Annotated in this window: 15 protein-coding genes and 1 CRISPR repeat array; of the genes, 14 read left to right on the top strand and 1 reads right to left on the bottom strand. The window is 54.2% G+C overall.

From position 1 onward, the window contains the following. Window positions 1–160 precede the first annotated feature (160 nt). Window positions 161–1,114, top strand: a complete 954-nt coding sequence (locus EDD73_RS13610; RefSeq protein WP_243116938.1) for a ParA family protein — start codon at window positions 161–163, stop codon at window positions 1,112–1,114. Between the two features lie 5 nt (window positions 1,115–1,119). Next, the gene (locus EDD73_RS13615; protein ID WP_131920833.1) at window positions 1,120–1,635 is read left to right on the top strand and encodes a hypothetical protein; all 516 of its coding nucleotides are present in this window, start codon (window positions 1,120–1,122) and stop codon (window positions 1,633–1,635) included. On the opposite strand, the gene EDD73_RS13620 is transcribed toward EDD73_RS13615, so the two are convergent. After that, the gene (locus EDD73_RS13620; RefSeq protein WP_131920835.1) at window positions 1,628–2,404 is read right to left on the bottom strand and encodes a hypothetical protein; all 777 of its coding nucleotides are present in this window, start codon (window positions 2,402–2,404) and stop codon (window positions 1,628–1,630) included. The genes EDD73_RS13615 and EDD73_RS13620 overlap by 8 nt on opposite strands. Before the next feature lie 761 nt (window positions 2,405–3,165). Next, a CRISPR array of direct repeats spans window positions 3,166–4,161; the repeat unit is 36 nt; unit sequence GTTGGAGATCGCGTTGCTTCTTTGAGGCATGGGAAC. Window positions 4,162–4,563: 402 nt separating this feature from the next. Here EDD73_RS13620 and cmr1 point away from each other — a divergent pair. The 12 genes from cmr1 to cas2 all read left to right on the top strand — a co-directional run bounded on the left by cmr1 (window position 4,564) and on the right by cas2 (window position 19,963). After that, window positions 4,564–6,024: a type III-B CRISPR module RAMP protein Cmr1 gene (cmr1, locus tag EDD73_RS13625; RefSeq protein ID WP_165876529.1), complete on the top strand. Its 1,461-nt coding sequence runs from the start codon at window positions 4,564–4,566 to the stop codon at window positions 6,022–6,024. Window position 6,025: 1 nt separating this feature from the next. Continuing rightward, window positions 6,026–9,382 (top strand): type III-B CRISPR-associated protein Cas10/Cmr2, encoded by a 3,357-nt coding sequence (cas10, locus tag EDD73_RS13630; protein ID WP_165876530.1) that lies wholly within the window; start codon window positions 6,026–6,028, stop codon window positions 9,380–9,382. A 3-nt stretch (window positions 9,383–9,385) separates the two neighbouring features. Then, the gene (locus tag EDD73_RS13635; RefSeq protein WP_131920841.1) at window positions 9,386–10,954 is read left to right on the top strand and encodes a type III-B CRISPR module-associated Cmr3 family protein; all 1,569 of its coding nucleotides are present in this window, start codon (window positions 9,386–9,388) and stop codon (window positions 10,952–10,954) included. 131 nt (window positions 10,955–11,085) lie between these two features. Further along, window positions 11,086–12,231, top strand: a complete 1,146-nt coding sequence (gene cmr4 / locus EDD73_RS13640) for a type III-B CRISPR module RAMP protein Cmr4 (RefSeq protein ID WP_131920843.1) — start codon at window positions 11,086–11,088, stop codon at window positions 12,229–12,231. A gap of 3 nt (window positions 12,232–12,234) precedes the next feature. Further along, window positions 12,235–12,720, top strand: coding sequence for a type III-B CRISPR module-associated protein Cmr5 (gene cmr5 / locus EDD73_RS13645; protein ID WP_131920845.1), 486 nt, complete (start codon window positions 12,235–12,237; stop codon window positions 12,718–12,720). Between the two features lie 2 nt (window positions 12,721–12,722). Next, window positions 12,723–13,865 carry a type III-B CRISPR module RAMP protein Cmr6 gene (cmr6, locus tag EDD73_RS13650; protein WP_131920847.1) on the top strand — a complete coding sequence of 381 codons (1,143 nt, stop codon included), beginning with the start codon at window positions 12,723–12,725 and terminating at the stop codon, window positions 13,863–13,865. Beyond that, window positions 13,846–14,874: a hypothetical protein gene (locus tag EDD73_RS13655; protein WP_131920849.1), complete on the top strand. Its 1,029-nt coding sequence runs from the start codon at window positions 13,846–13,848 to the stop codon at window positions 14,872–14,874. Before cmr6 ends, EDD73_RS13655 begins: the two co-directional genes overlap by 20 nt. A 36-nt stretch (window positions 14,875–14,910) precedes the next feature. Continuing rightward, window positions 14,911–17,337: a tetratricopeptide repeat protein gene (locus tag EDD73_RS13660; RefSeq protein ID WP_131920851.1), complete on the top strand. Its 2,427-nt coding sequence runs from the start codon at window positions 14,911–14,913 to the stop codon at window positions 17,335–17,337. A 52-nt stretch (window positions 17,338–17,389) separates the two neighbouring features. Then, window positions 17,390–17,920, top strand: a complete 531-nt coding sequence (csx15, locus tag EDD73_RS13665; protein ID WP_243116939.1) for a CRISPR-associated protein Csx15 — start codon at window positions 17,390–17,392, stop codon at window positions 17,918–17,920. Window positions 17,921–17,933: 13 nt separating this feature from the next. After that, window positions 17,934–18,458 (top strand): CRISPR-associated protein Csx15, encoded by a 525-nt coding sequence (csx15, locus tag EDD73_RS13670; protein WP_131920854.1) that lies wholly within the window; start codon window positions 17,934–17,936, stop codon window positions 18,456–18,458. 198 nt (window positions 18,459–18,656) lie between these two features. Next, window positions 18,657–19,655 carry a CRISPR-associated endonuclease Cas1 gene (gene cas1, locus EDD73_RS13675; protein WP_131920856.1) on the top strand — a complete coding sequence of 333 codons (999 nt, stop codon included), beginning with the start codon at window positions 18,657–18,659 and terminating at the stop codon, window positions 19,653–19,655. 32 nt (window positions 19,656–19,687) lie between these two features. Continuing rightward, on the top strand, window positions 19,688–19,963 hold the full coding sequence (gene cas2 / locus EDD73_RS13680) for a CRISPR-associated endonuclease Cas2 (RefSeq protein ID WP_165876531.1): 276 nt from the start codon (window positions 19,688–19,690) through the stop codon (window positions 19,961–19,963). The last annotated feature ends 271 nt before the right edge of the window (window positions 19,964–20,234 follow it).

Here is a 20,234-nt window from a genome sequence, read left to right on the forward strand (position 1 = left end):
CTCTTTACCTCCCCTGTTTTATTTGGACATCATATCCGGCAATTTGCGGACATTTTATGCCGTCAAGTTTTGGCTATTATACGGTAGCAGTAACACTATGCTTTGCTGCACAGCTACATAAAAATCAGACAAACCGTACGGAAAAAAGGGAGGGAACAACATGATCATATCGGTGATCAATTACAAAGGCGGTGTCGGCAAAACGACCTTGACGGCCAACATTGCCTCTGAGATGGCTTCCCGTGGTCAAAAAGTGCTGATCATTGATTTGGATCCCCAAACGAATTTGACCTTGTCTTTTCTAACCTTTGAACAGTGGGATCACCAGTATAAGGAGCAAACCATACAGCACTGGTATGATGCCTACATTGATCATGATCGCGAATTAAGCTTGCGCGAATTTATCATCCAACCGGAACGCATCAATAAACGGCTCCGTGAAATCAAATCCAACGGAGTCTTGGCGTTAATTCCTTCCCATTTAGGTTTAGTCAATGTCGATAATGAGTTAGCCATCAAGATCTGGAAAGGCCATCAGGGAATTTCTGATCGTTCCCATCGCCATGTTTATTTACGTACCCTCTCGCGATTGAAGACGGCCCTCGATCCGTTGACCAAAAAAGACTATGACACCATCTTTATTGATTGCCCGCCGAACTTGAACTATGTAACGCAAACAGCCATCATTGCCAGTGACGGCTTGCTGATTCCGGCCAAACCGGATTATCTTTCCACGTTAGGCATCAGCGAATTACAGCGGCATCTTCATCAACGGATTGAAGAATACAATACGAAAGCGTCGATCGAAGCGACTCCATACACGCCGGTTTCGCCTGCTTGGCTGGGCGTTGCCTTTACGATGGTCGGCCTTCGTAATAACGAGCCTTATCATACGTTACAGACCTATATTGATCGGGTAAAGAGCCAAAATATTGACACCTTCAAAACCTACATCACTGAAAATAAATCAGACCACAGCCAAGCACCGGAAACAGGGATTCCTGTGGTGCTTACGCCGGAAAATAAGGCTCAAAACAAATCGATCCTGTACCAATTTCGCGAGTTAAGCAGGGAAGTGGAGGAAAAAATTCAACGGCTGCCAAGTAGGAGATGAAGTCCATGCGTCACCGCAAAGACGAATGGGGCCAACTGCTGATCGCCTTTGGCATGGCTCTGCAGCAACTTTCTCACGAAGAATATGAGCAACTGGTACAGGGAAAGGGGCGATGGCGATTCACCAGCGAACCTGACCAGCCTTCTTCGCCGGTCCATGAAGCCATCACTTCTTTTTCCCCGGCAGTGCGACCGCTTTCGGATCCCCTGCCAGAGCTTCAAGAGCAGCGCAAGAAAGCCTCTAGAGAAAAAAAACCGGTCGATGATGCATTGTTTCAAGAATCAACGCAAGTACTTCTTCAACTGACGAACCGTGAAGAAGCCCGTAACTATATCGCCCAAGCCAAACACCTTTCCACCAAAGCCGATTACGAAAGGTTAGCTCAGATGCTGGGCATACGGATTCGCAAAAGTGAACGCAAAGATGAAATCATCGAAAAAATTATTGAAGGGACGGCCGGGCTCAAGGCCAACGCCATAGCCATGGAAAGGGTGAATGTGCTGCGGCGGCTGCCTACATAAACACATTGTAATCAATGCCGTGATGATCAACGAAGCGAAGAACAGTTCGGAAAAAAAGAGAGCCTTTCAAGTCCTCGGCAGGATTTGAAGGCTCTCTTGATTTATTCCTAGAAATGCAGATATTTTTGATAAATGGATTTAAAATATATTGTATAAAATGCACGGGGAGCGTTAAAGATCGAGCTCCTTTTTCCTCAAATTCTCGATAAAGTTCTTGAAAAGCGTAGGCTATTCGTAGCACCTCCAGAATCTTTTCTTTTTCCGGACTTAATAGGTTGCTGAAATTGGCGGCTACCATAGTGCCGATTAGGTAGGCACTGTTGTCTGGATTCTCTTGGTGTAAGACTTCGGTGATTTTCCAGGCCGCTTGCGAACGTTCTTGCAGTTTTTCAAACATCATCGGCAGAAGCATAATGCGGAGCTTGTCTTGCGCCTCCAATGGTTCATGGCACCGGATCTTGCTCAACGCTCGCTCCAACTCATCGGCACCGTCAAAGTGACGGCTTAAGTGAATTACACTTTGATGCGTAGTTAAGCTGCCGATGTTCAACGGTTCCGGCGTTTTTCGAATGCCGGCAGCGAAAATGACGATACGCCGGATTAATTTCTGCTGCTGCGCAAAAAGTTCCAGATCGTAGTGGCCATAGCGAATCTGATCGGCCATAGTGGGTTCGCTCGACGCAAACTCTAAGTGTAGCAAACTGTCGTCTTCCAAGGCCAAGACTACATCCATGGTTTGGTCGTTCACGTCAATGAGTGGAACATGCACTGGCAAGGCATCCACCACTTTAGGAAGTGCCAGATTGAAAAATTGTAATATTTCGCCGCGGAAGGTTACGGTCATTGAACGTAGCGTTATGTCTTTGAGATATCCGGGAATGCGCATATCCTTATCGATATCTATCCCTCCCAGAATGTATCTTTATCCTCTATTCTAGTATAGACGATGTTCAATTTCCATAACCTGTTATTGCACTTTCCGTCGAAGTAAGTTCACGGAAATGAAAAAGAGGCCTTCAAAAACCATGCACATGAGACGGCAGCACATACAAAAAACAAGCCCGCAAATAACCATTGATGATTTTATATTATCTTTTTTCAAGATAGATCAGCGCCGACAATTGCTGGGTGCTGTTGGCTTGTCAGCCTACATTAACCGCATGTACGACCGATTGTACGGGGAAAAGTCAAGGCAACGGTGGAGTTAGGTGCCAAAATCGCGTTCTGCCTGAAAACGGCGAAAGCCGGATCGAGAAGCTGGTCTGAGCTGTGATTGACAAAAGATGACATGGGATGGTACAATTCGCCTATATTACCTGACTTTTCGATGATCCGCTAACCTCAAAATCTTTAAAAAAGGCGGGGGGTTAGCGGATCGCAAAAAAGCCTGTAAGAATGCGGCTTTGCGGGCTTTGACGTTGCCAAAGCAGGGCAAAATCAGGTCAAAAACGACCTCCTAAACTGCGACTTTTTGGAGGTTAGCGTTTTTTGGTCCACAGCCCGCATGGGAGTAGGGCTGTAGGGCGCAGGGTTGGAGATCGCGTTGCTTCTTTGAGGCATGGGAACGATATTACCCTCCATTTTATTATACTTTATATTAATATAGTTGGAGATCGCGTTGCTTCTTTGAGGCATGGGAACACTTAACGTTAAACCTGAGTCAGGGCTGAAGATTCGTTGGAGATCGCGTTGCTTCTTTGAGGCATGGGAACATTTAAAGGTTCATTAGGACGAAACTCGATACTACTAGTTGGAGATCGCGTTGCTTCTTTGAGGCATGGGAACTACCCTACTTTTTAGTAGGGTAAAGCTCTTCCAGGGCCTGTTGGAGATCGCGTTGCTTCTTTGAGGCATGGGAACCTTTTTTTTCGGATTTCATTCGAACTCCCCCTTAAATTTGTTGGAGATCGCGTTGCTTCTTTGAGGCATGGGAACAATTTATTTTCTTGAAATATCAAGAAAAATGTGAGCAAGTTGGAGATCGCGTTGCTTCTTTGAGGCATGGGAACAATTTGGCTGATGCTGCTATTCGAATACCTCGATTGGTGTTGGAGATCGCGTTGCTTCTTTGAGGCATGGGAACATGTCGCTGTCGGTGTTGTCCGTGTTGTCGCTGTCGGTGTTGGAGATCGCGTTGCTTCTTTGAGGCATGGGAACACATTTCATTCATGTCTAGAAAATTGATTGTAGGTTGTTGGAGATCGCGTTGCTTCTTTGAGGCATGGGAACAATATATTTGTCTGTCCAAGCGTTGACTTGTTCCCGACGTTGGAGATCGCGTTGCTTCTTTGAGGCATGGGAACATTTAAGTTCTATACTAGAATTATGAATAGTAGCTATTGTTGGAGATCGCGTTGCTTCTTTGAGGCATGGGAACGTTTAACGTACCATTTGTGATTTTACTTTAAAGTAAAAGTTGGAGATCGCGTTGCTTCTTTGAGGCATGGGAACCATTTGTGACTCTTTCTGAGCTGGAAGGATCAAAGAAGCGTTGGAGATCGCGTTGCTTCTTTGAGGCATGGAACCCTTTGCTCGCGGGATATGTTTCCAGCGAGTTCATCTTTACTCAAGGCTCATTGAGCTTCTTCAAAACATACCAAATGGCACACTTCTAAACTTCGAAGTGTGCCATTTGACTTTATGTAGGGTTTTGTCATCACCTGAACCCCATTATCCAACTATCTGGGTTGCCGAATCATCCACATCGGCAACCCGTTAATTTTTTAAACCTGACAGCCTTCAAACTAAAGAACCGTGACAGGCTTCGTGCCATAATGCTGATGGTTTATCTATAATCGTTTATTAGCATGATGAAAAAATTGTTAATCACAAAGGAATTTCTTGTTTTTTGTTGAATAAGAACGAAAAAAATGCCATTCGATGATCAACGATGCTCTTCAAGAACCGATCGTTAAGGAGGGACATGATGTGAGCCATACCCTGTACGAGTTTACGGCCGAAGCGATCACACCGATGTATCTTTCCGGTAATGATATGCGGCGGTTTGACCTGCGGGCACCATCGTTGCGTGGGGGATTGCGGTACTGGTTTCGGGCGATGATGGGCGATGTGCTTCAAGGAGACTGGATCAAGGTACACCGGTTGGAAGGATTGGTTTTTGGCGACACCCACCGAGCTTCGCCGGTTCGGGTGATGCTGAGCGAGACCGGCAATTCACGCAATTTTCGCCAATGGCAAAACGAACCGGTGCCGCCAGGCCGGGATCGCAAAGAATCTTTCGGAGTTAAATATCTGGGTTTTTCGCTTTACCGGCAGGGAAAAACCACGCGAGAAGGCGTCAAGCCAGGCTATCCTTTTCGTATCGCCCTTGGTTTTGACCGTAATGATCAGGTATTGCATGATGTGGTGATCGGTTCCTTGTGGCTGCTGGCGCATTATGGCGGCATCGGTAGCCGATCGCGGCGCGGCTTCGGCAGTTTTGCTGTAAAGCCGGCTGCGGTCACCGTTATGGGTATCCGGGAGACAACGACAGCACGCATTCCCTATGCGTTTTCCTTGCCCGGAGCACAACGTACGGCGCTGTCTTCCTATTTCGAAGATACCATCGCCGCGATCAAGGCGCGTTTTTGTGCTTTTGCCGCTAAGCATATGGTCGATCTGCCGGCGTCTTCCAGTATGATCGATGATCAAAATCTGCCGAAGTTTCCTTGCTTCATGGCCTGGCAGTCAGTCGTGGTGCGTCCTCGAAACGGAGCGTGGAACACCTGGGTAGAAGCGATGGACGCGGCGGGATATTTTTTTCGTGCTTTCCGAGCGGGGCGCGTTGCCGGAAACGCCAACGGCTCCATTCGTGAACAGAGCCAGGATAGCCTTGCCGACGCTGTGACGGCCTGTACGCCGGACTATACGCAGGTAGTCAACCGGTACATGCCGGACTGGAGCCAAGAACGCCGGCGATGGGAGCGTACCTTTGATCCAAAACAAAAATGGCAACTGCGCAATCCGATCTTTGGCTTGCCTTTGCAGTACCGGTCAACGCACCGGCCTTTTCCCGGTAAAAACATGACCGCCTCCGTTCGCTGGCGGGATGGGGAAAACACCGGTGACGGCAATGGCAACGATCGACGATCATCGCCATTGTTTATTCGTGTGCTGAAGCTGCCTGATAATACCTATGGCATCTTGATGATTGCCTTGTATTCACAGTTTGTTCCTGACCGCGCCATGATCCGCTTGGGTCCGCCTCAAGTATCGCGTGAGAACCGGAACGCCTGTGACTTTCTGAAGGGGATCGGGAGCCAGCCGATCCAATTGGCCGGCTATCGCGTGATGGATGAATTTTTTGCTGCCGCTCGGGCGCACTTTGCCGTGCACGGCGAATGGGGGGCCGGGCGGATGCCCTTGAGCCATGCCGAAGGAGGTCGTTGAATTGCCGACAAACTGGGGGCTAAAAACGGACGTGTTCTTGGCGGCATTGCCGTGGGACGCTTTTGGCTGGCATGATCAGCCGATGTTTATCCGGGAGCGGATCAGCCGGCACGCTGACCGCGCGCGCAACGTTGACGCGGCATGCCGGATGGCGAAAGGGTGGGACAGTTTATTTGACAATCAAGTGACCTGGGATGATTTCTGGCGCCAACCGGAGATCACCCATCCTTTGACCGGCAACCGCTTTGCTTTTTCACAAGATGAACAGGTTAGGGTAGCGCACGATGACCGCCTTGCGCCCGTTGACTGCCTTGCGCCCGTTGCCCGTGCTTTAGGGGAAGCGTTGCAGGATGCCGCCATCGCGATCTTGGATGAATATGGCGCAGAGGAAAAAACGTGTTTCTTGGTGCTTTGGCGTACTTGGCCGGAGCGGGCGCAGGCGTTGCTGACGGAACGTGGCTATGGTGAATGGGCTTGGAGCGTTGCCCGCTTTCCGGCCAACCCGGCAGTGCCCGATCACAGCATGTGGGAACGGGCGGCTCACGCATCGGCGCTGGCGGGATGCATTGACGGCGAGCGGGTGGCACCGAGTTTGCTTTTGTTTAACTTGACATCAGCGCAGGATTTCATCGCTTCGGCGCGGCGTACCCAGGATTTTTGGATGGGCAGCTATCTGTTATCGTACTTGGCTTGGATCGCCATAAAAACCGTAGCCGAAGAATATGGGCCTGATTGTTTGGTTTTTCCGAGTTTGCGCGAGCAAGCACTGGTGGATCACTGGCTCAGTGAGCAAGGAAACGAAAGTAAACAAGGTGCGATCGTGCCGCCGCCCAGTGAAGATCAACTGTTCATTGCCAGTTTGCCGAATGTTTTTACGGCGATTGTGCCGGTGCAAGAGCACGGAATTTCGATTGGCGAGCGGCTGACGGCAGCGGTGCAAACGTGTCGGGATGAGATCTTTGCTGCCGCCCGGCGTCATGTCGAAGGAGCGGTGCAAAGGGCGCTGCAGCATCGGGACGTGTTGAGCGAACGGGTGCGCCGATTGGTGGAGCGCCGCATCCGGAACCGGGAATGGCGACAACCGATGACGGATCATTTGCTGGCTTTTTTAGAGTCGATGGCATCGGAGCAGGGGACGTGGTATCAAACGTGGCAGCGGCAGAGCGAGCATTTTCTGTCAGCCGACTTGTACTGGACATTGTATCCATGGCCATCTGTCGATGTGGAACAAACGCATGTGACGGATCATCTGCAGGCGATGCTGCAGGAATATGAGCGTTTTTTTGGCGACGGTACGGATCCTGAAACATCGCTGGCGCAGCGCATGGCCGACTGTCTGGAGCGGTTGGCGCAGGATCCCTGCAATGCCCATGGTGAAGAGCGGGCGAATGGCGGTATGTTGTATCCGATGGTGGCGGCGCTGGCCGCTCGCTGGCATGCTACGCGCAAGAATCTTCGCCACTTTACCCAGCCGAGCGGCGATGAAGCCGGTGAACGCTGCTCTTTGTGTGGGCGGCGGGAAGCGCTGTGCCCCGATGGGGCTCCTGCGGTGGATGATCCCTTTGTGCAGGTACGGTTGTTCTGGGACTTGCTGGCGGAATTGGGCGATGGCACCGAAAACGGTGACGGCAGTGACCGTCTGGCGGCGCGTGATGCTAGCGCTGCCGGTGCTGACAAGGACAGCAGAATCGCTGCCAAGGAAGATCGCAATAGCGGGGCCGATACCGGCCGCGAGCCCTATCGCAGCCGCGGCAAACTGGCCGGGCGTATCCGCCGTGGGGAGCATCTGTGCGCCCTATGCCTGACCAAGCGGCTATCGATGGAAGCTTTTTTTGTTCCCAAGCTAAAGATGGACTATCACTTGTTTCCTTCCACGGCCAGCATCGCCACGGCCGGATATAAAGAAGCGTTGCTGCATCGGCTGGCGCAAGCTGGTTTTACTGGCGAATTGGCCGTAGCGGCGAGGAAGTATGGGCAGGTGACGCACCGGTGGTTAAAAAAACATGGAATCCTCCATGGCACGCGACCGTTGCGTCGGCTGGACGCGTTGGTGGCGACGATTACCGAGGCGGCACCGGAGCAGCGCACTTGGCTTGAACAACTGGTGCGTATTGACGGTTCGTGGCTTTATGAAGAAAGTTTTGAGCCGGAACAACTGCGGCTGACCTACGGCGATGAACGGGTGAATGACGGGGCGTCCGAAGCGTTGCGGGCACTTCGCCGGTTACTTGCCGTGATGAGCGCCATCGATGAACAACCGCAGCAACAGCCGGTGGGGCCGCCATCGCGGTATCTGGCGACGGTTGTCTTTGACGGGGATCATCTGGGGTATTGGGTCAGCGGCAAACGGGCGATACCGGTGGATCATGTGGTTCATTCCGCGTGGCAGCAAGGGATGCCGGCGCTGGGATTATGGGATGATTGGCGGCGGCCGGGCAGTGTGACGGCGCAGATGGTCGTCAGCGATATTCTCCGTGATTTTTCCTTAAAAGTGGTGCCCTATGTAACGGAAGAGCGCCATCTGGGGCGGGTGATCTATGCCGGCGGCGATGATGTGGCGCTGCTGGCGACGGCCGCTGATGGGCTGGCGATCGCCCGGGAATTGCGCTTGCATTACGGTGGCCAACCGATGCCTGGCGGCAGTGATGATGCCGGCGAAACCGGGGCGATGGCGTGTAGGGAGGGCTTTATTGTGCTTCACCCTCGGCAGGAAGCAACGCAGGAGGCGTGGATACCATGGCCTAACGGAGCAAATCAGCAAGTGCTGGTGGCGATGGGTGTACCGTCCAGTGATGCCGGTGAACGGTATCCTTCCGCCAGTGCGGCAGTGATCGTTTTTCACCACAGCCAGAATTTGGCCGGGGTGATCGCCGAAGCCGGCACTTTGTTGAAGCAAAAAGCCAAGGAAGGGATGGGCCGCGACGCTTTTGTTTTATGCTTGAACAAGCGTTCCGGCGGCGGCCTGGAAGTGGCCGCCAAGTGGCAGTACGGCTCGCCCGATCATCCGGTCGATACGGTTCGGATGATCCAGCATGCCCAAGCGCTTTGGCAAGGTGGCGTTTCACCGAGCTTTGCCAATAGCTTGCGTCAGGAAGAAAAAGCGATTCGTTTTGGCGTTGCGGAACGTGCAGGGCAATTGCCCGGAGCGGCGGAGAGCGAAGTGGCGCGGGCGCTCATAGCCCGGCTCACGGTGCTGCTCAAAAAACATACGGCGATTGCGCGGGCCGACTGGCCGGCGATGGAGCGGCTGCTGGATGAGATCAAGCAACTGGTCGAACACCCGGCGTTTCAACAACAAGGGATTTGGCTGACCGATTTGCTGCTGGCTTCGCGATCTTTGAATGCCAGGAGGGATTAAAATATGTGGTTTTTTGTGCATCCCGTGGACGTGTTGTTTTTTCGCGATAACCGCACTTTTGCCGCTGGGGAAGGCTACCGGGCGCAGGGAGCGAATTTGCCGGGGCCGGGTACCGTGGCTGGTGCGCTGCGATCGCAGATCCTGGCACGCGAGTTGCCGGCCATCGGTGCTGGTTTTGATGACTTTGTCCGGCAGCAAGGCGGGGAAAATCCGGAGCTCTTGCAGGAATTGATTCAGAACATTGGTTCCGCAGTGCCCGGCGATGTCGGGCGGCTGCGGCTGAAAGGGCCTTTTCTTTGTCGTAATCATTCGGCTTGCTTAGGTGACGATGCCAAGGAAGGGAACGGTAGCCTGGAAGTTTATTTGCCGACACCGCGTAATCTGATGGGCAAGGCGCGTGCGTCGGGCGAGGATCCGACGATGTATGCGGAGCCGGCAGGGCCGCTGCGTGTGGCGCACCGGCCCTGGGGCTTTCAACAAAACGGCATTGGTGGAACCGACCTGGGAGAGGGCGGGCTTACCGGTGACGGATTCAACAGTGCCGCTCAAAAGGAACTTGGCGCTGCGGCGGTGCAGTCGCCGGTGCTGGCACCACTTTGGGTATGCAGTGAAGAGGGAGCCGGGGAAATCACCGGAACGATGCTGGCGGCGCGTCATGTGCGGCGGTTTTTGACGGGAACTGTCAGCGCCGGTGGGTATCGTCACGATGCCGATCCGGTGCTAATTCCACTGGAAGCGACGGAGCCTCTTTACGGCAAGGAAGCCCGAACCGGGATCCAACTGCAACGAGGAAGCCGCACGGCCGCTACCGGTATGCTCTATACGGCGGAGTACTTGCGCATGCACGATGAGAAGATGGGTTTTCTCGTACATATTGAGATGGCCGGTGATGCGAAAGTCCATGAGCGGTACCAGCCGGAAAGTGGATTTATTCCACTCGGTGGTGAACAGCGGGCTGCTTGGATGGAGCCGGTGCAACTTTCGGGCACGGACGCCGGCGATGAATTGCCCGGCATCAATGATGCTGATACCGTCCGGAGCGTGCAGCGCCGGTTATGTGAGCCAGATGCAGGCGGCCGATTTTTCCTGTATTTGCTGTCGCCGGCGATTTTTCGCCAGGGCTGGCTGCCGGATGCGATCGATCGGCAAACGCATCGACTCCGTGACGGGATGGAAGCCTTGGCGGTTCGATGGGAGGAGGGCCATGGCGGGAGCACCATGGACGGTGGCAGCCAGGCCGAAAGTTTCCCGGCGTTAAACGGACTGGATCTGCGGTTGGTGGCGGCGGCCGTCGATAAGCCGCAGCCGCTGGGCGGTTGGAGTTTGGCGCAGCAAAAACCCAAGCCCTTGCGTTGGGCCGTTCCGGCCGGAAGCATCTACTATTTCGAGGTGATTGATCGGCAAACGGGTGCACCGGTGGCGCTGTCGCCGGTGCAAGCAGAAGCGATCATGAAATTGTTTTATTTTCAACGGACTTTGCAAATGGCATCGTCCGCGCACAGCGCCCAAGCGCATATCGGCTATGGCTTAACGCTGGTTGGCTGCTGGAATTATGTAGAGCCGGCGCTGTAGCAGTGGGCGTATAGCAACAAGCACAACAAGGCGCATAGTAGGTGTACAGCAACGCGCACAACAAAGCGCATAACAAAGCGCATCGAATCAACAGCACCGCTGGATGGAGCGGGCCAAAAGGGAGGGCTACCATGTATAAGGATGGCGGGATCCTGTTTTTTTACACAGAAACACCGTTGCATGCCGGAATGGGGGCGTCAACGGGCGTGATTGATCTGCCGGTGCAGCGGGAGCGGGCTACGCAATACCCGATGGTACAGGGATCGGGCGTAAAAGGCTCATTGCGCTATCTAGCGGCAGAAAAATTGGGTGTGACCGCACTGCGCCGGGAAATTGCCCTGTTGGAAAAACGCAAAAGCCAAGGTGATGCGGTCGCTGCGTTGCTGGCGCAAAAACGCAGCGACTTAAAAAGCCGAAACAGCGCGATCGTAGCCACTTTCGGACCGGATCCGGAAGACAACGGCCCGGCGCACGGCGGTGCCTTATCCTTTTCGGATGCGCGGATTCTTTTGTTTCCCGTGCGCAGTCTCAGCGGCGTTTTTGCTTGGATCACCAGTCCGGCTGTGTTGCACCGGTTGCAGCGTGATGCAACTCGCTGTGGGCTGACGCTCTGGCAAAACAAGCAGACCGGTCATGAGGCGGATCTTTTATCGGATGCGCTGCCGCACGTGCCGCCGCAAACAGCGCTGGTCAGCACGGCCAGTCCGCTGATCATGGAAAGGGGCGCGCAAAAAAAAGTGGTTCTCGAGGAGTTTGCTTTCACCGCCGAGTCGCACGGCCAGGTGGATGCGATCGCGGCGTGGCTCCGTGATCATATGTTTCCCCAGGATGAAACGGGACAAACGGCGCGGGAGTACCGCTATTTGCAAGACTTGATGGCTCAGCCGGTAAATAGCAGCGAAGAGAAGATCAAATCAACGCTGGTCATCTTGGACGATGAAAGCTTTCGTCAATTTACCGTCTTGGCGACGGAAGTGAATACGCGGATTCGCATCAATCCCTTAACAGGCACGGTAGAAACCGGCGCCCTCTGGACGGAAGAGTGCGTACCGGCCGAAGCTCTGCTGTACAGCTTGATGCTGGCATCGGCACCGCGCACTGCACCGGAAGCGCTGCCGGCAGAATTACAAGGCGCAAATTCTTGCGGATCGGCACGCAGCGTCGTGCACTATCTGCAAACCCATGTGTTTGGTGCCGGTATGCTGCAAATGGGCGGTGATGAAACCGTCGGGCGGGGCTTTGTGGGGTTACGATTTAATCCGGGAAGGACGGTGTAAGACATGCCGGTTGAAGATCGGGATCAACAACGGGCAGGCTATGCCTGGACGAAAATCAACGATGCGGCAGCGCAAAAGTTCGCCGACCGTTATAAGGAACTGGTGCGGAAGTTCCCGGCCTACATCTTGACCAACGGACTGGGGCAGGCGCTGGCTTTTTTGGTAGCGAAGGGTTCTCAGACGTTAGGCGATAAACGAAGTTGTCCGAATGAGCAAAAAGCGCATGGCGCTTTGTATCTGCATATCCAGGAGTGGCTGTGTCAAGAGGGCATGGCGTACGCCGATGCGGTGGCCGGTGAAATGCGCGATCCGGACGGCGGCAATCGGGATTTTCGCTTGATGGAGCGCATTGTCCGCCAGGAACAGGGCAGTCTCTCTTATCGGCAGGCCACCATGGAAACGCTGGCTTTGTTGCAGTGGTTCAAGCGTTTTGCCGAAGCCGTTCTTCCCGATGACAAGCCTTTTGAGACAACGGGCGGAGGGCAATAACGATGAAGGAATTGCCTGTACTGCCGGCGGAAACACGCCGGTTGCTTGCGCCCTTTTGGGCGGCTCAGGAGGAACGAGCGCCGGGAGGGCGTCCGCGTAACGGGTCATTTCCGGCGGGAAACGGAGCACCGGAACATCAAAAGCCGATGCCCATTGCGTCCTTGTCGCTGTTTTTCGAAAAATTTTGCCCTGTTCTGGTTGATACAGCGAACTGGCATCAACCCAAAGGAATTGAGAAAAAAGGGGACTTTTACCGCCATTTGATTCGTTACCGATCGCCTGATATGGAGACGTACATTCAGGATTGTAGTTCCCGGCGTCATCGACTGTTGCACCGGTTGAAAATGCAAGGCTACCAGTGGCGCTATCTGAAGGCGGAGACGACCTGGAATCTGATCGTCGGTATCGGCAATGCCCATGTGTTGGAAACGGGATTGACCTTGAACCGGATGTACGGTTTTCCTTATCTTCCGGGGAGCACGGTCAAGGGATTGACGCGCTATTTTGCCAGTATGGCCTTAGCGGCTGAGTTGGCCATTCCCACGGACGACGAAGTGGTCGGCAAGCTGTGGCTGGAGATTCTGGAAATCCCCGAGGAGCAGCGCCGCCGCCAAAGGCTGCGCAAGCTGATCGCCCAGGCTACTGCTGGTGGGAGCGAGGCACCGGATGAGCCGGCCGACAGCAGTGAAGCGGCGATGGCGGCAACGGTGGCGCGCTGGGATGAAAAAGTGCACTTGTTTCAACGTGTTTTTGGCGTACTTGGGCAAAAGGGCGCAGTGATCTTTTTTGATGCCTTGCCGGAAGTGAAGCAAAATGAACGGCTGCCGCTGGTTGTGGATATCGTGAATCCTCATTATGGCCCCTATTATGTGGGCAATGACCAACCGGCACCACCGGCCGATTATTATCATCCCAAGCCGGTACAGTTTCTTTGCGTCGGCCCGAAGGCGTGCTTTCGGTTTTATGTGGCCACAACGGATCCGGAATTATTGGCGCAAGTGATTGACTCTACGAAGGGCTGGCTACCTCGGGCGCTGGGCACCTGGGGTATCGGTGCCAAAACGCGTTCCGGCTACGGGCAGATGCAGATTCTCGATGCACCGGTGCATAAAGGCGGGCGGCGAAATGGTGGCCGCCATGAGTGAAGGGGCCGGGCAAAAAGAAGTTATATTGAAATATAGAGATTGGATCTTTCAAGGCCTTTGTGCTTATGTGGAGCAGCATCAAGGCGGACCACCGAGTCCGGAAGTATTTGATCGCTTTCTGACGGTTTGTTTTGAAAGCGGAGAAATCGGTGCGGAAGGCAAAAAGCGAAGCAAGCGCGGCGCTGACGATCCGGAAGCAGAGCAAATGCTTTATGATTGGCTTTATTTTCCGCTTTTTTACGTGATAAAAGAACGGCGCATTGAATTTGTCGCGTTCAAGCGTAACGAACAAGAGCTGTACTATGAGAGCGACGATATGGTGCAAGAAGTGACTGTGCAGACGCTGGAACGGGTATGGGAAAAGCTCGATGTAGCGAAGATTCGTGCTGCCGACGATCCCTGGAAGCGCTTTCATGCCTATGTAGCGATGCAAGCAGTTTATAAAATGTTGCAAGTTCAGAAAAAGCGTGCCGATGAAGCGGCGCGATATAAGCCAAGGGACTTTGCGGCAGAGACAGAAGAAAACACTCTCAAATGGGGCCGTGAGGCAGCGGGGCATGCGGGAGTGAGCGCCGCCGATGGGGCTCATGATATTTGGGAGGAAGCGGGATATCACGATCTTACATTGGTGGAAACCGGACACGAAGCGGTTCGTGTGCTGGAAGAATGGCTTGGCGAAGCGTTGCTGCGGTTAAAACGAACCTTGCGCCGCCATTTACAGACGATTTGGGACGGTGCAGTTGATATTTGCGCGGTTATTACTGATGATGCACAGCAAGAAGCCCAATTCGATGGCCAACTATGTTTGATTGCACAGTTTCTCCGTACGATCATGCCGGAAAATAAACATTGTCATGAAGACATGCGCTGTTATTTGGTGCAGCATTGCTGCCAAAACAGCGATACTTTTCATCTGCATCAGTCGCGCATGCGCGCTGCCCTTGCCGGTGGCGCTGAAAACTTGTTGGAAAAACTGCCCCGGAAGCTACAGGCCTTGCTTGACCGGTAGCCGCAGCGGGAGAAGACAAAATGGGGGTGGATCCCCGTGACGCAATCAACCTATCACTTGCGCGGCCCCAGCAACCCGGAATATGTATTAGGGCGCAATGTCTGGGGTGTATTGCGGCCGTTGCCGTCACAGATTCCGGAACTGGCCCAACGGGCGATGGCGCAAATGGAAAGGCTGAAGGCACCGCAAGTTGTTCCGGTAGAACAGGAAGCCGATGATGCACCGGGCGATGGAAGCGCCGGTGGGGGATTTTTGGTGATCACCTATGGGCCGGGGCAGCAGGCGGTGGCGCTACTGCTTTTGCTGCGCCTGGCCACGGAGCTTAAGCGCCGGGATGATCATGTGTGGGTGCAGGAAGCGGCACCAGTGCATCCCGATGATTTGCCGGCAGCGAAGCGCTGTATTGTGCTACTTCAGCGTCCTGACGGTGAATTTTTTTCGGAACCCGGTGTTGTGGATGGACGGATCATCCTATTTGCTTGTGCGCGCCATGATTGGGAGCGTATTCGCCTGGCTGAGCGCTATGAATTGGTGGCGCTGGATCAACACAGCGATAGAGAGCGATCCCATGGGGAGGCCAAGGAACAAAGCGTGCTCGATGACATGGTAAAACGCTGGAATCAGGCCGGGGAAGCCGGAAAAAAAGTATTTTTTTATACGGCGCTGCTCGATAGTTTGGGGATTCTGCTCTCGTCCACATTGCTGGAACGGTTGCTTGGCCATGAGAGCGAGCAGGCGTTGCGTGAAGCGGTGGCTATGGGATTGGTGTTTCAGGCCGACGATGAAGCGGAAAGCGATGTGTTTTGGACGACGCGGGGCGAAACACTGGCACGGCGTATGCTGGATGCAGATAGGTTGTTTTCAGAATTGGCGATCAGGAGCGGCTATGGGCAGATCCTGGCGGCGCTGGATGCCGATGCACCGGCTGATCGCCGGTTGGCTTGGCGGCTGTGGCAGGAACTGCTGCATAGGGGATGGCGCAGCCGAGGCTTGGCGCTGATGGATCTGGCATGGGCGCAGATAGAGCGGTTGGAAGTGGCAGCCGCTGCCGGTGAGCGCTTGATGCTGGCCAAAACGTTGGAAAGTTATCGTTGTTGGAAAAAAGCGCTGGCCGTACTGGAGCGAGCGGTAGTTGCGTTTCCCGATGATCACCGGTTGCTGCACCGCAAGGCACGGCTGCTGGCGGAGTGGTCACTCGTTGACCCAGCGCAAGTGCCGGCGGCGGAAGCGGCTTTTCAGCGCGCGGCGGCGGCGCTGGGGCGAACGCCGTACTTGGTGCATGCTTGGGCGGAATGGAAGCGTCGGCAAGGGGATCCGCCGGGGGCGCTGGTGATGCTTGATGATTTGGAAGAGCAGATAGCACTGGGAGAACAGACCATGTCGCCGGCCAGTAGCATGTACTTTTGGATCACACGGGCTAAAGCATGGATGGATATGGCACGGCGTTCGGGAAAGGATGGGGACCATCGCCGTGCGCAAGCGGTGCTGATGCAGGCGGAAAAAGCAGCCGCGACGGCAAGTGAGCGCGCTTATGTGCTTCATGTGGCAGCCGATCTGGCTGTGGACCGGGGGCAAATCGACGAAGCGCAAAGGCAATTGACGAAGGTGCTGGATCTATTCCCAGAACAGGCGGTGGCGTTGACGACCATGGCAGTGCTGCAAGGCAAACGGGGGCACTGGCAGGCGGCGGCGGCGTATTTGGCGCGAGTGCGAAAGATTGATTGTGAAAATTTATACGCTTGTCACCAGCAAGCCAAGATGCTGGCGGAACAAGCAACGTTGCTGGCGGTAACGAAGCCGGCACAAGCTGCGCTATACCGGGCGCAAGCAAGTGCCCAATTGGCCGAGGTGCTGCGCTTAGATCCCTGGAACATTCCGGCCCGTGTTGATGCAGCGCTTTTATTAATGAAGGAAAAAAATTTGACCCTGGCTGATGCGTCCTTGACGGAAGTCTTGATGATGCAACCGGGCAATGTTTTTGCATCGCTGGTTCGGGTGCGCTTGGCGCTGCTCCGGGGTGAACAAGAGGAAGCACGCCGCTTGCTGCAGCGGTGTCCGGAGAAAAGTGCGGCGTGGCATAACAGTTGGATTGAACTCTACGGTGCTGCCGGCCATGAGCGGCGGCGGCATAAGGAAAGTCAGGCCCACTTTCGGCAAGCGCTGCGGCTAAGCAGCGGGGTGGATCGTATCGTGACGATCAATCACTGGGCCAAAGCGATCGCGGCCGATGCCGATATCGTGGAGGGGGGCAATGATGATGCGGTTGCCCTGCGCTGGCAGGAACAGCCCGAAGCGGCTAAGGATGTGCAGGCGCTTTTGACGGAATCGCTGCGCCTTGATGGAGAAAATGCGTATACCTTGTGGCTTTGCAGTTGGATCCATCCCTTGATTGCGGTGGCGGAACGTTCGCGGGCGGAGTTTCGGGAGCAAGCGTTGCAGCGGGGGATTTTGCTGGAACGGTAACTGGGGAATTCGGCAGGGAATCAACAGGGTGCAATGGAGGCGTGTAGCGGTGATGGATGCCCTTACGGTTTGGGGACTGTTTACCAGTGTCATTGGATTTATCGCCACGGGGTACATGGGCCTGCAAGGGTGGCAGGCGTACCAAACGCGCAGGGACTATGAGCGGAAACTGCAACGGCAAACGGTGCCGGTAATGGTGCCGGCGGAAATGATCATCAATGTGACGGGAGCGCCGCTGGTTCATTTTGAAGAGAACTGGCATCAGGGCAAGCAAATTCTTACGATTCCTGTCGATGATATCCCGTGGAGCCGCCCGGATGAAGCTTCCGATCAGATCGTCGAGCGGATCAAAGCGCAAATGGGAGAGGGGATCTTGACCGGCGTGCCGGTTGTCTACGCCTTTCCCAGCGATGCCGGAGTGCTGCAATATTTGATTCCGAAAATCCATGGCCTTTCCGGTGTTTTTCCTCATATCACGACAGCGATGCATTGTGATCAAGGAGCGGTATGGAAAAAACCCGTCAATTTGCATGCGGTACGCACGCAGCGCAGGTATGATCGCCAGTTGGAAAGCCGTTCGTAGGGAGGAAATAGCGATGGATGCGGTGGAAGGGATTAATTTTTTTGCCGGTGTTGCCGAACTGATCAGTGGGGCGATCATGCTCTATCAAGGATGGAAGCTGAAAAAAGCCAAAGTGTTTTATCAAAATAAGATCCGGCAGATGGCGCTTGAGCCGGACGATATTTCAGTGATTGTCAACCTTTCCGGGCATCCTATTGCGCTGTCGGAAGATAACTGGCATCAAGGCAAGAAAATCGTGACGATCCATGTAGGCCATGTTCGTCCGACTCATCTTAATGAGGAAGCCGATTTGATTGTGGATATTCTCAAACCGCAAATTGCCTATGAATTGGAACGGCGTATGCCGATTGCCTTTGTGCTGCCGGGTATGGCGATGCTCAATCACTATCTGATGCCGAAGATTTATGGGCTGCTGGGGGTGTTTCCGCTGGTCGCCGTTGCGTTTCAAACGGAGCGGGGGTATAGCTTGCGCAAACCGGTGAATTTGAACACTGTCTATGAAGCGGGCGAAGGCAGGCAAGCGCAGTTAGGAATATGAACGGTGGAAAAGAGTGGAGAAGAAAAGGTGAAGTGAAAAGTAAAGGTGAAAAGTAAAACCTGTGGTTGGGGGGCTGCTGATGGATAGTCGGCAGCTTTTTTTTTGCGCTTTTTTGTGTTGGTCTCGGTAATTTTGACAGGTTTTCATCGGAATGGGCGATGGATCCGGTTGAAGGTGAATAAAAAGGAGGTACGGGCGATGACGGTGCTATATCTGACCCGGCCAGGCTCGGAACTGCGCAAACAGCGCGGCCGATTGCAGGTACTGTTGCGCGGGGAGGTGTTGGCGACGCTGCCGATCCGGGAAGTGGAACGGGTCGTCGTGATGACGGTCGCGCAGATCAGTGCGGCGGCAGCGATCAGTTTGCTGAAAATCAATGCTTCCGTGCTTTATTGCAGTGCTCGCGGAACCTATTACGGTGTGCTGGGGCGCGGTAGCGGTCAAACAGAACGCTGGCTAGGCCATGTGGCGCGGTGGCAGGATATGGCATACCGGGTGCAGATGGCCAAAAGGATATTGCAGATCAAAATTCGCAATCAGCGATCACTGCTGCGTCGTCAGGCGCGCAACCACAAGGAGCCACTGATGGCGGCAGCAGCTGCTCAGATTGGGCATTTGCTGCCTAGATTGGATGAGACGGCGGATCTGCCGCGATTGATGGGAGTAGAGGGGCGGGCATCGGCGATCTATTTTGGAGCGTTTGGGCGCTGTATTCGCCAGGATGGGGTTGTCTTTACGGGACGTAACCGCCGTCCGCCTCGTGATCCGGTCAATGCGCTGCTTAGCTTGGGGTACATGCTGGTGCTTGGTGAAGTAGTAGCGGCGCTGATGGCGGAGGGGCTTCATACGGGATTGGGCATGCTTCATGAACCGGCGGGCGAGCGGCCTTCGCTGGCGTTAGATTTGCTGGAGCTTTATCGTCAGCCGATCGTGGATCGCTTGACCTTGAGTTTAGTGAACCGGGCTGTGCTGGGCAGCAGTGATTTTGATGCGCAGGAGCAAAGTGGGGTGCGCTTGACCGGTGAGGGGCTCCGGCGGTATTTGCAGTATTACGAAAAGGCAATGACGACGCCCTTTCACTTGGGTCATAACGGCTCGGAAACGAGCTTTCGCATGCTGATTCGTCAACAAGTGGAAGCGTTCCGCGCCGATCTGGAGCAACGCCAAGAATGGTGTCCGCAGCCGTTGGGGCTGTAGGTTGGGGCGGTAGTCGGGGAGGGGGGAGAGCCATGCGCTATGTGATCGCCTATGATATCGCCAACGATCGCCGCCGACAGAAGGTGGCTGCATTTTTACAAGAATATGGACGGCGTGTGGAAAAGAGTCTTTTTGAATGCAATGTTAATAAAGCGGATTTACAGATGATTGTGGCACGGTTGCAGGAACTGTTGGAGAAGTTCGATGATTGTTGCCATATCTACCGGGTTTGCGGTGATTGTCTCCATGAACGCTTGGTCATCGGTGAGGATACGGAAAAAGAATGGTCCAAAGTGCTTGTGCTGTGAGGGGTCAGTGGCCGTGATGGAGATGCCGGTGATCGTGGTGGAGATACCGATGGCCGTAGCAGCGCGGCAGTGCCGTTGGAGATGCCGGTGGCAGCGCGGGTGATGAACGGAGGCGAAGACCATGGGGGTGTTTTGGTATCTGATTGCCGATCTGATCCGCATGATGATGCGGCTTTATTTGTGCGCCCGGCATGGGCGCTGTCTCTAGGGTGCAAGTCCCGAACACCGAAGGTGGCAGTAGGTGTAGCTTAAGGCAAGGGTGTCCGTCGCG

Origin of the sequence: Heliophilum fasciatum (assembly GCF_004341395.1) — a bacterium.
Taxonomy (GTDB): Bacteria; Bacillota; Desulfitobacteriia; order Heliobacteriales; family Heliobacteriaceae; genus Heliophilum; species Heliophilum fasciatum.

Excerpts from the sequence above, each read along its gene's own strand:
- csx15 (WP_131920854.1), top strand. The coding sequence starts at position 17,934 with ATGGATGCGGTGGAAGGGATTAATTTTTTTGCCGGTGTTGCCGAACTG.
- cas1 (WP_131920856.1), top strand. The coding sequence starts at position 18,657 with ATGACGGTGCTATATCTGACCCGGCCAGGCTCGGAACTGCGCAAACAG.
- cas2 (WP_165876531.1), top strand. The coding sequence starts at position 19,688 with ATGCGCTATGTGATCGCCTATGATATCGCCAACGATCGCCGCCGACAG.
- csx15 (WP_243116939.1), top strand. The coding sequence starts at position 17,390 with ATGGATGCCCTTACGGTTTGGGGACTGTTTACCAGTGTCATTGGATTT.
- EDD73_RS13610 (WP_243116938.1), top strand. The coding sequence starts at position 161 with ATGATCATATCGGTGATCAATTACAAAGGCGGTGTCGGCAAAACGACC.
- EDD73_RS13615 (WP_131920833.1), top strand. The coding sequence starts at position 1,120 with ATGCGTCACCGCAAAGACGAATGGGGCCAACTGCTGATCGCCTTTGGC.
- cmr4 (WP_131920843.1), top strand. The coding sequence starts at position 11,086 with ATGTATAAGGATGGCGGGATCCTGTTTTTTTACACAGAAACACCGTTG.
- EDD73_RS13635 (WP_131920841.1), top strand. The coding sequence starts at position 9,386 with ATGTGGTTTTTTGTGCATCCCGTGGACGTGTTGTTTTTTCGCGATAAC.
- cmr5 (WP_131920845.1), top strand. The coding sequence starts at position 12,235 with ATGCCGGTTGAAGATCGGGATCAACAACGGGCAGGCTATGCCTGGACG.
- cmr6 (WP_131920847.1), top strand. The coding sequence starts at position 12,723 with ATGAAGGAATTGCCTGTACTGCCGGCGGAAACACGCCGGTTGCTTGCG.
- EDD73_RS13655 (WP_131920849.1), top strand. The coding sequence starts at position 13,846 with ATGGTGGCCGCCATGAGTGAAGGGGCCGGGCAAAAAGAAGTTATATTG.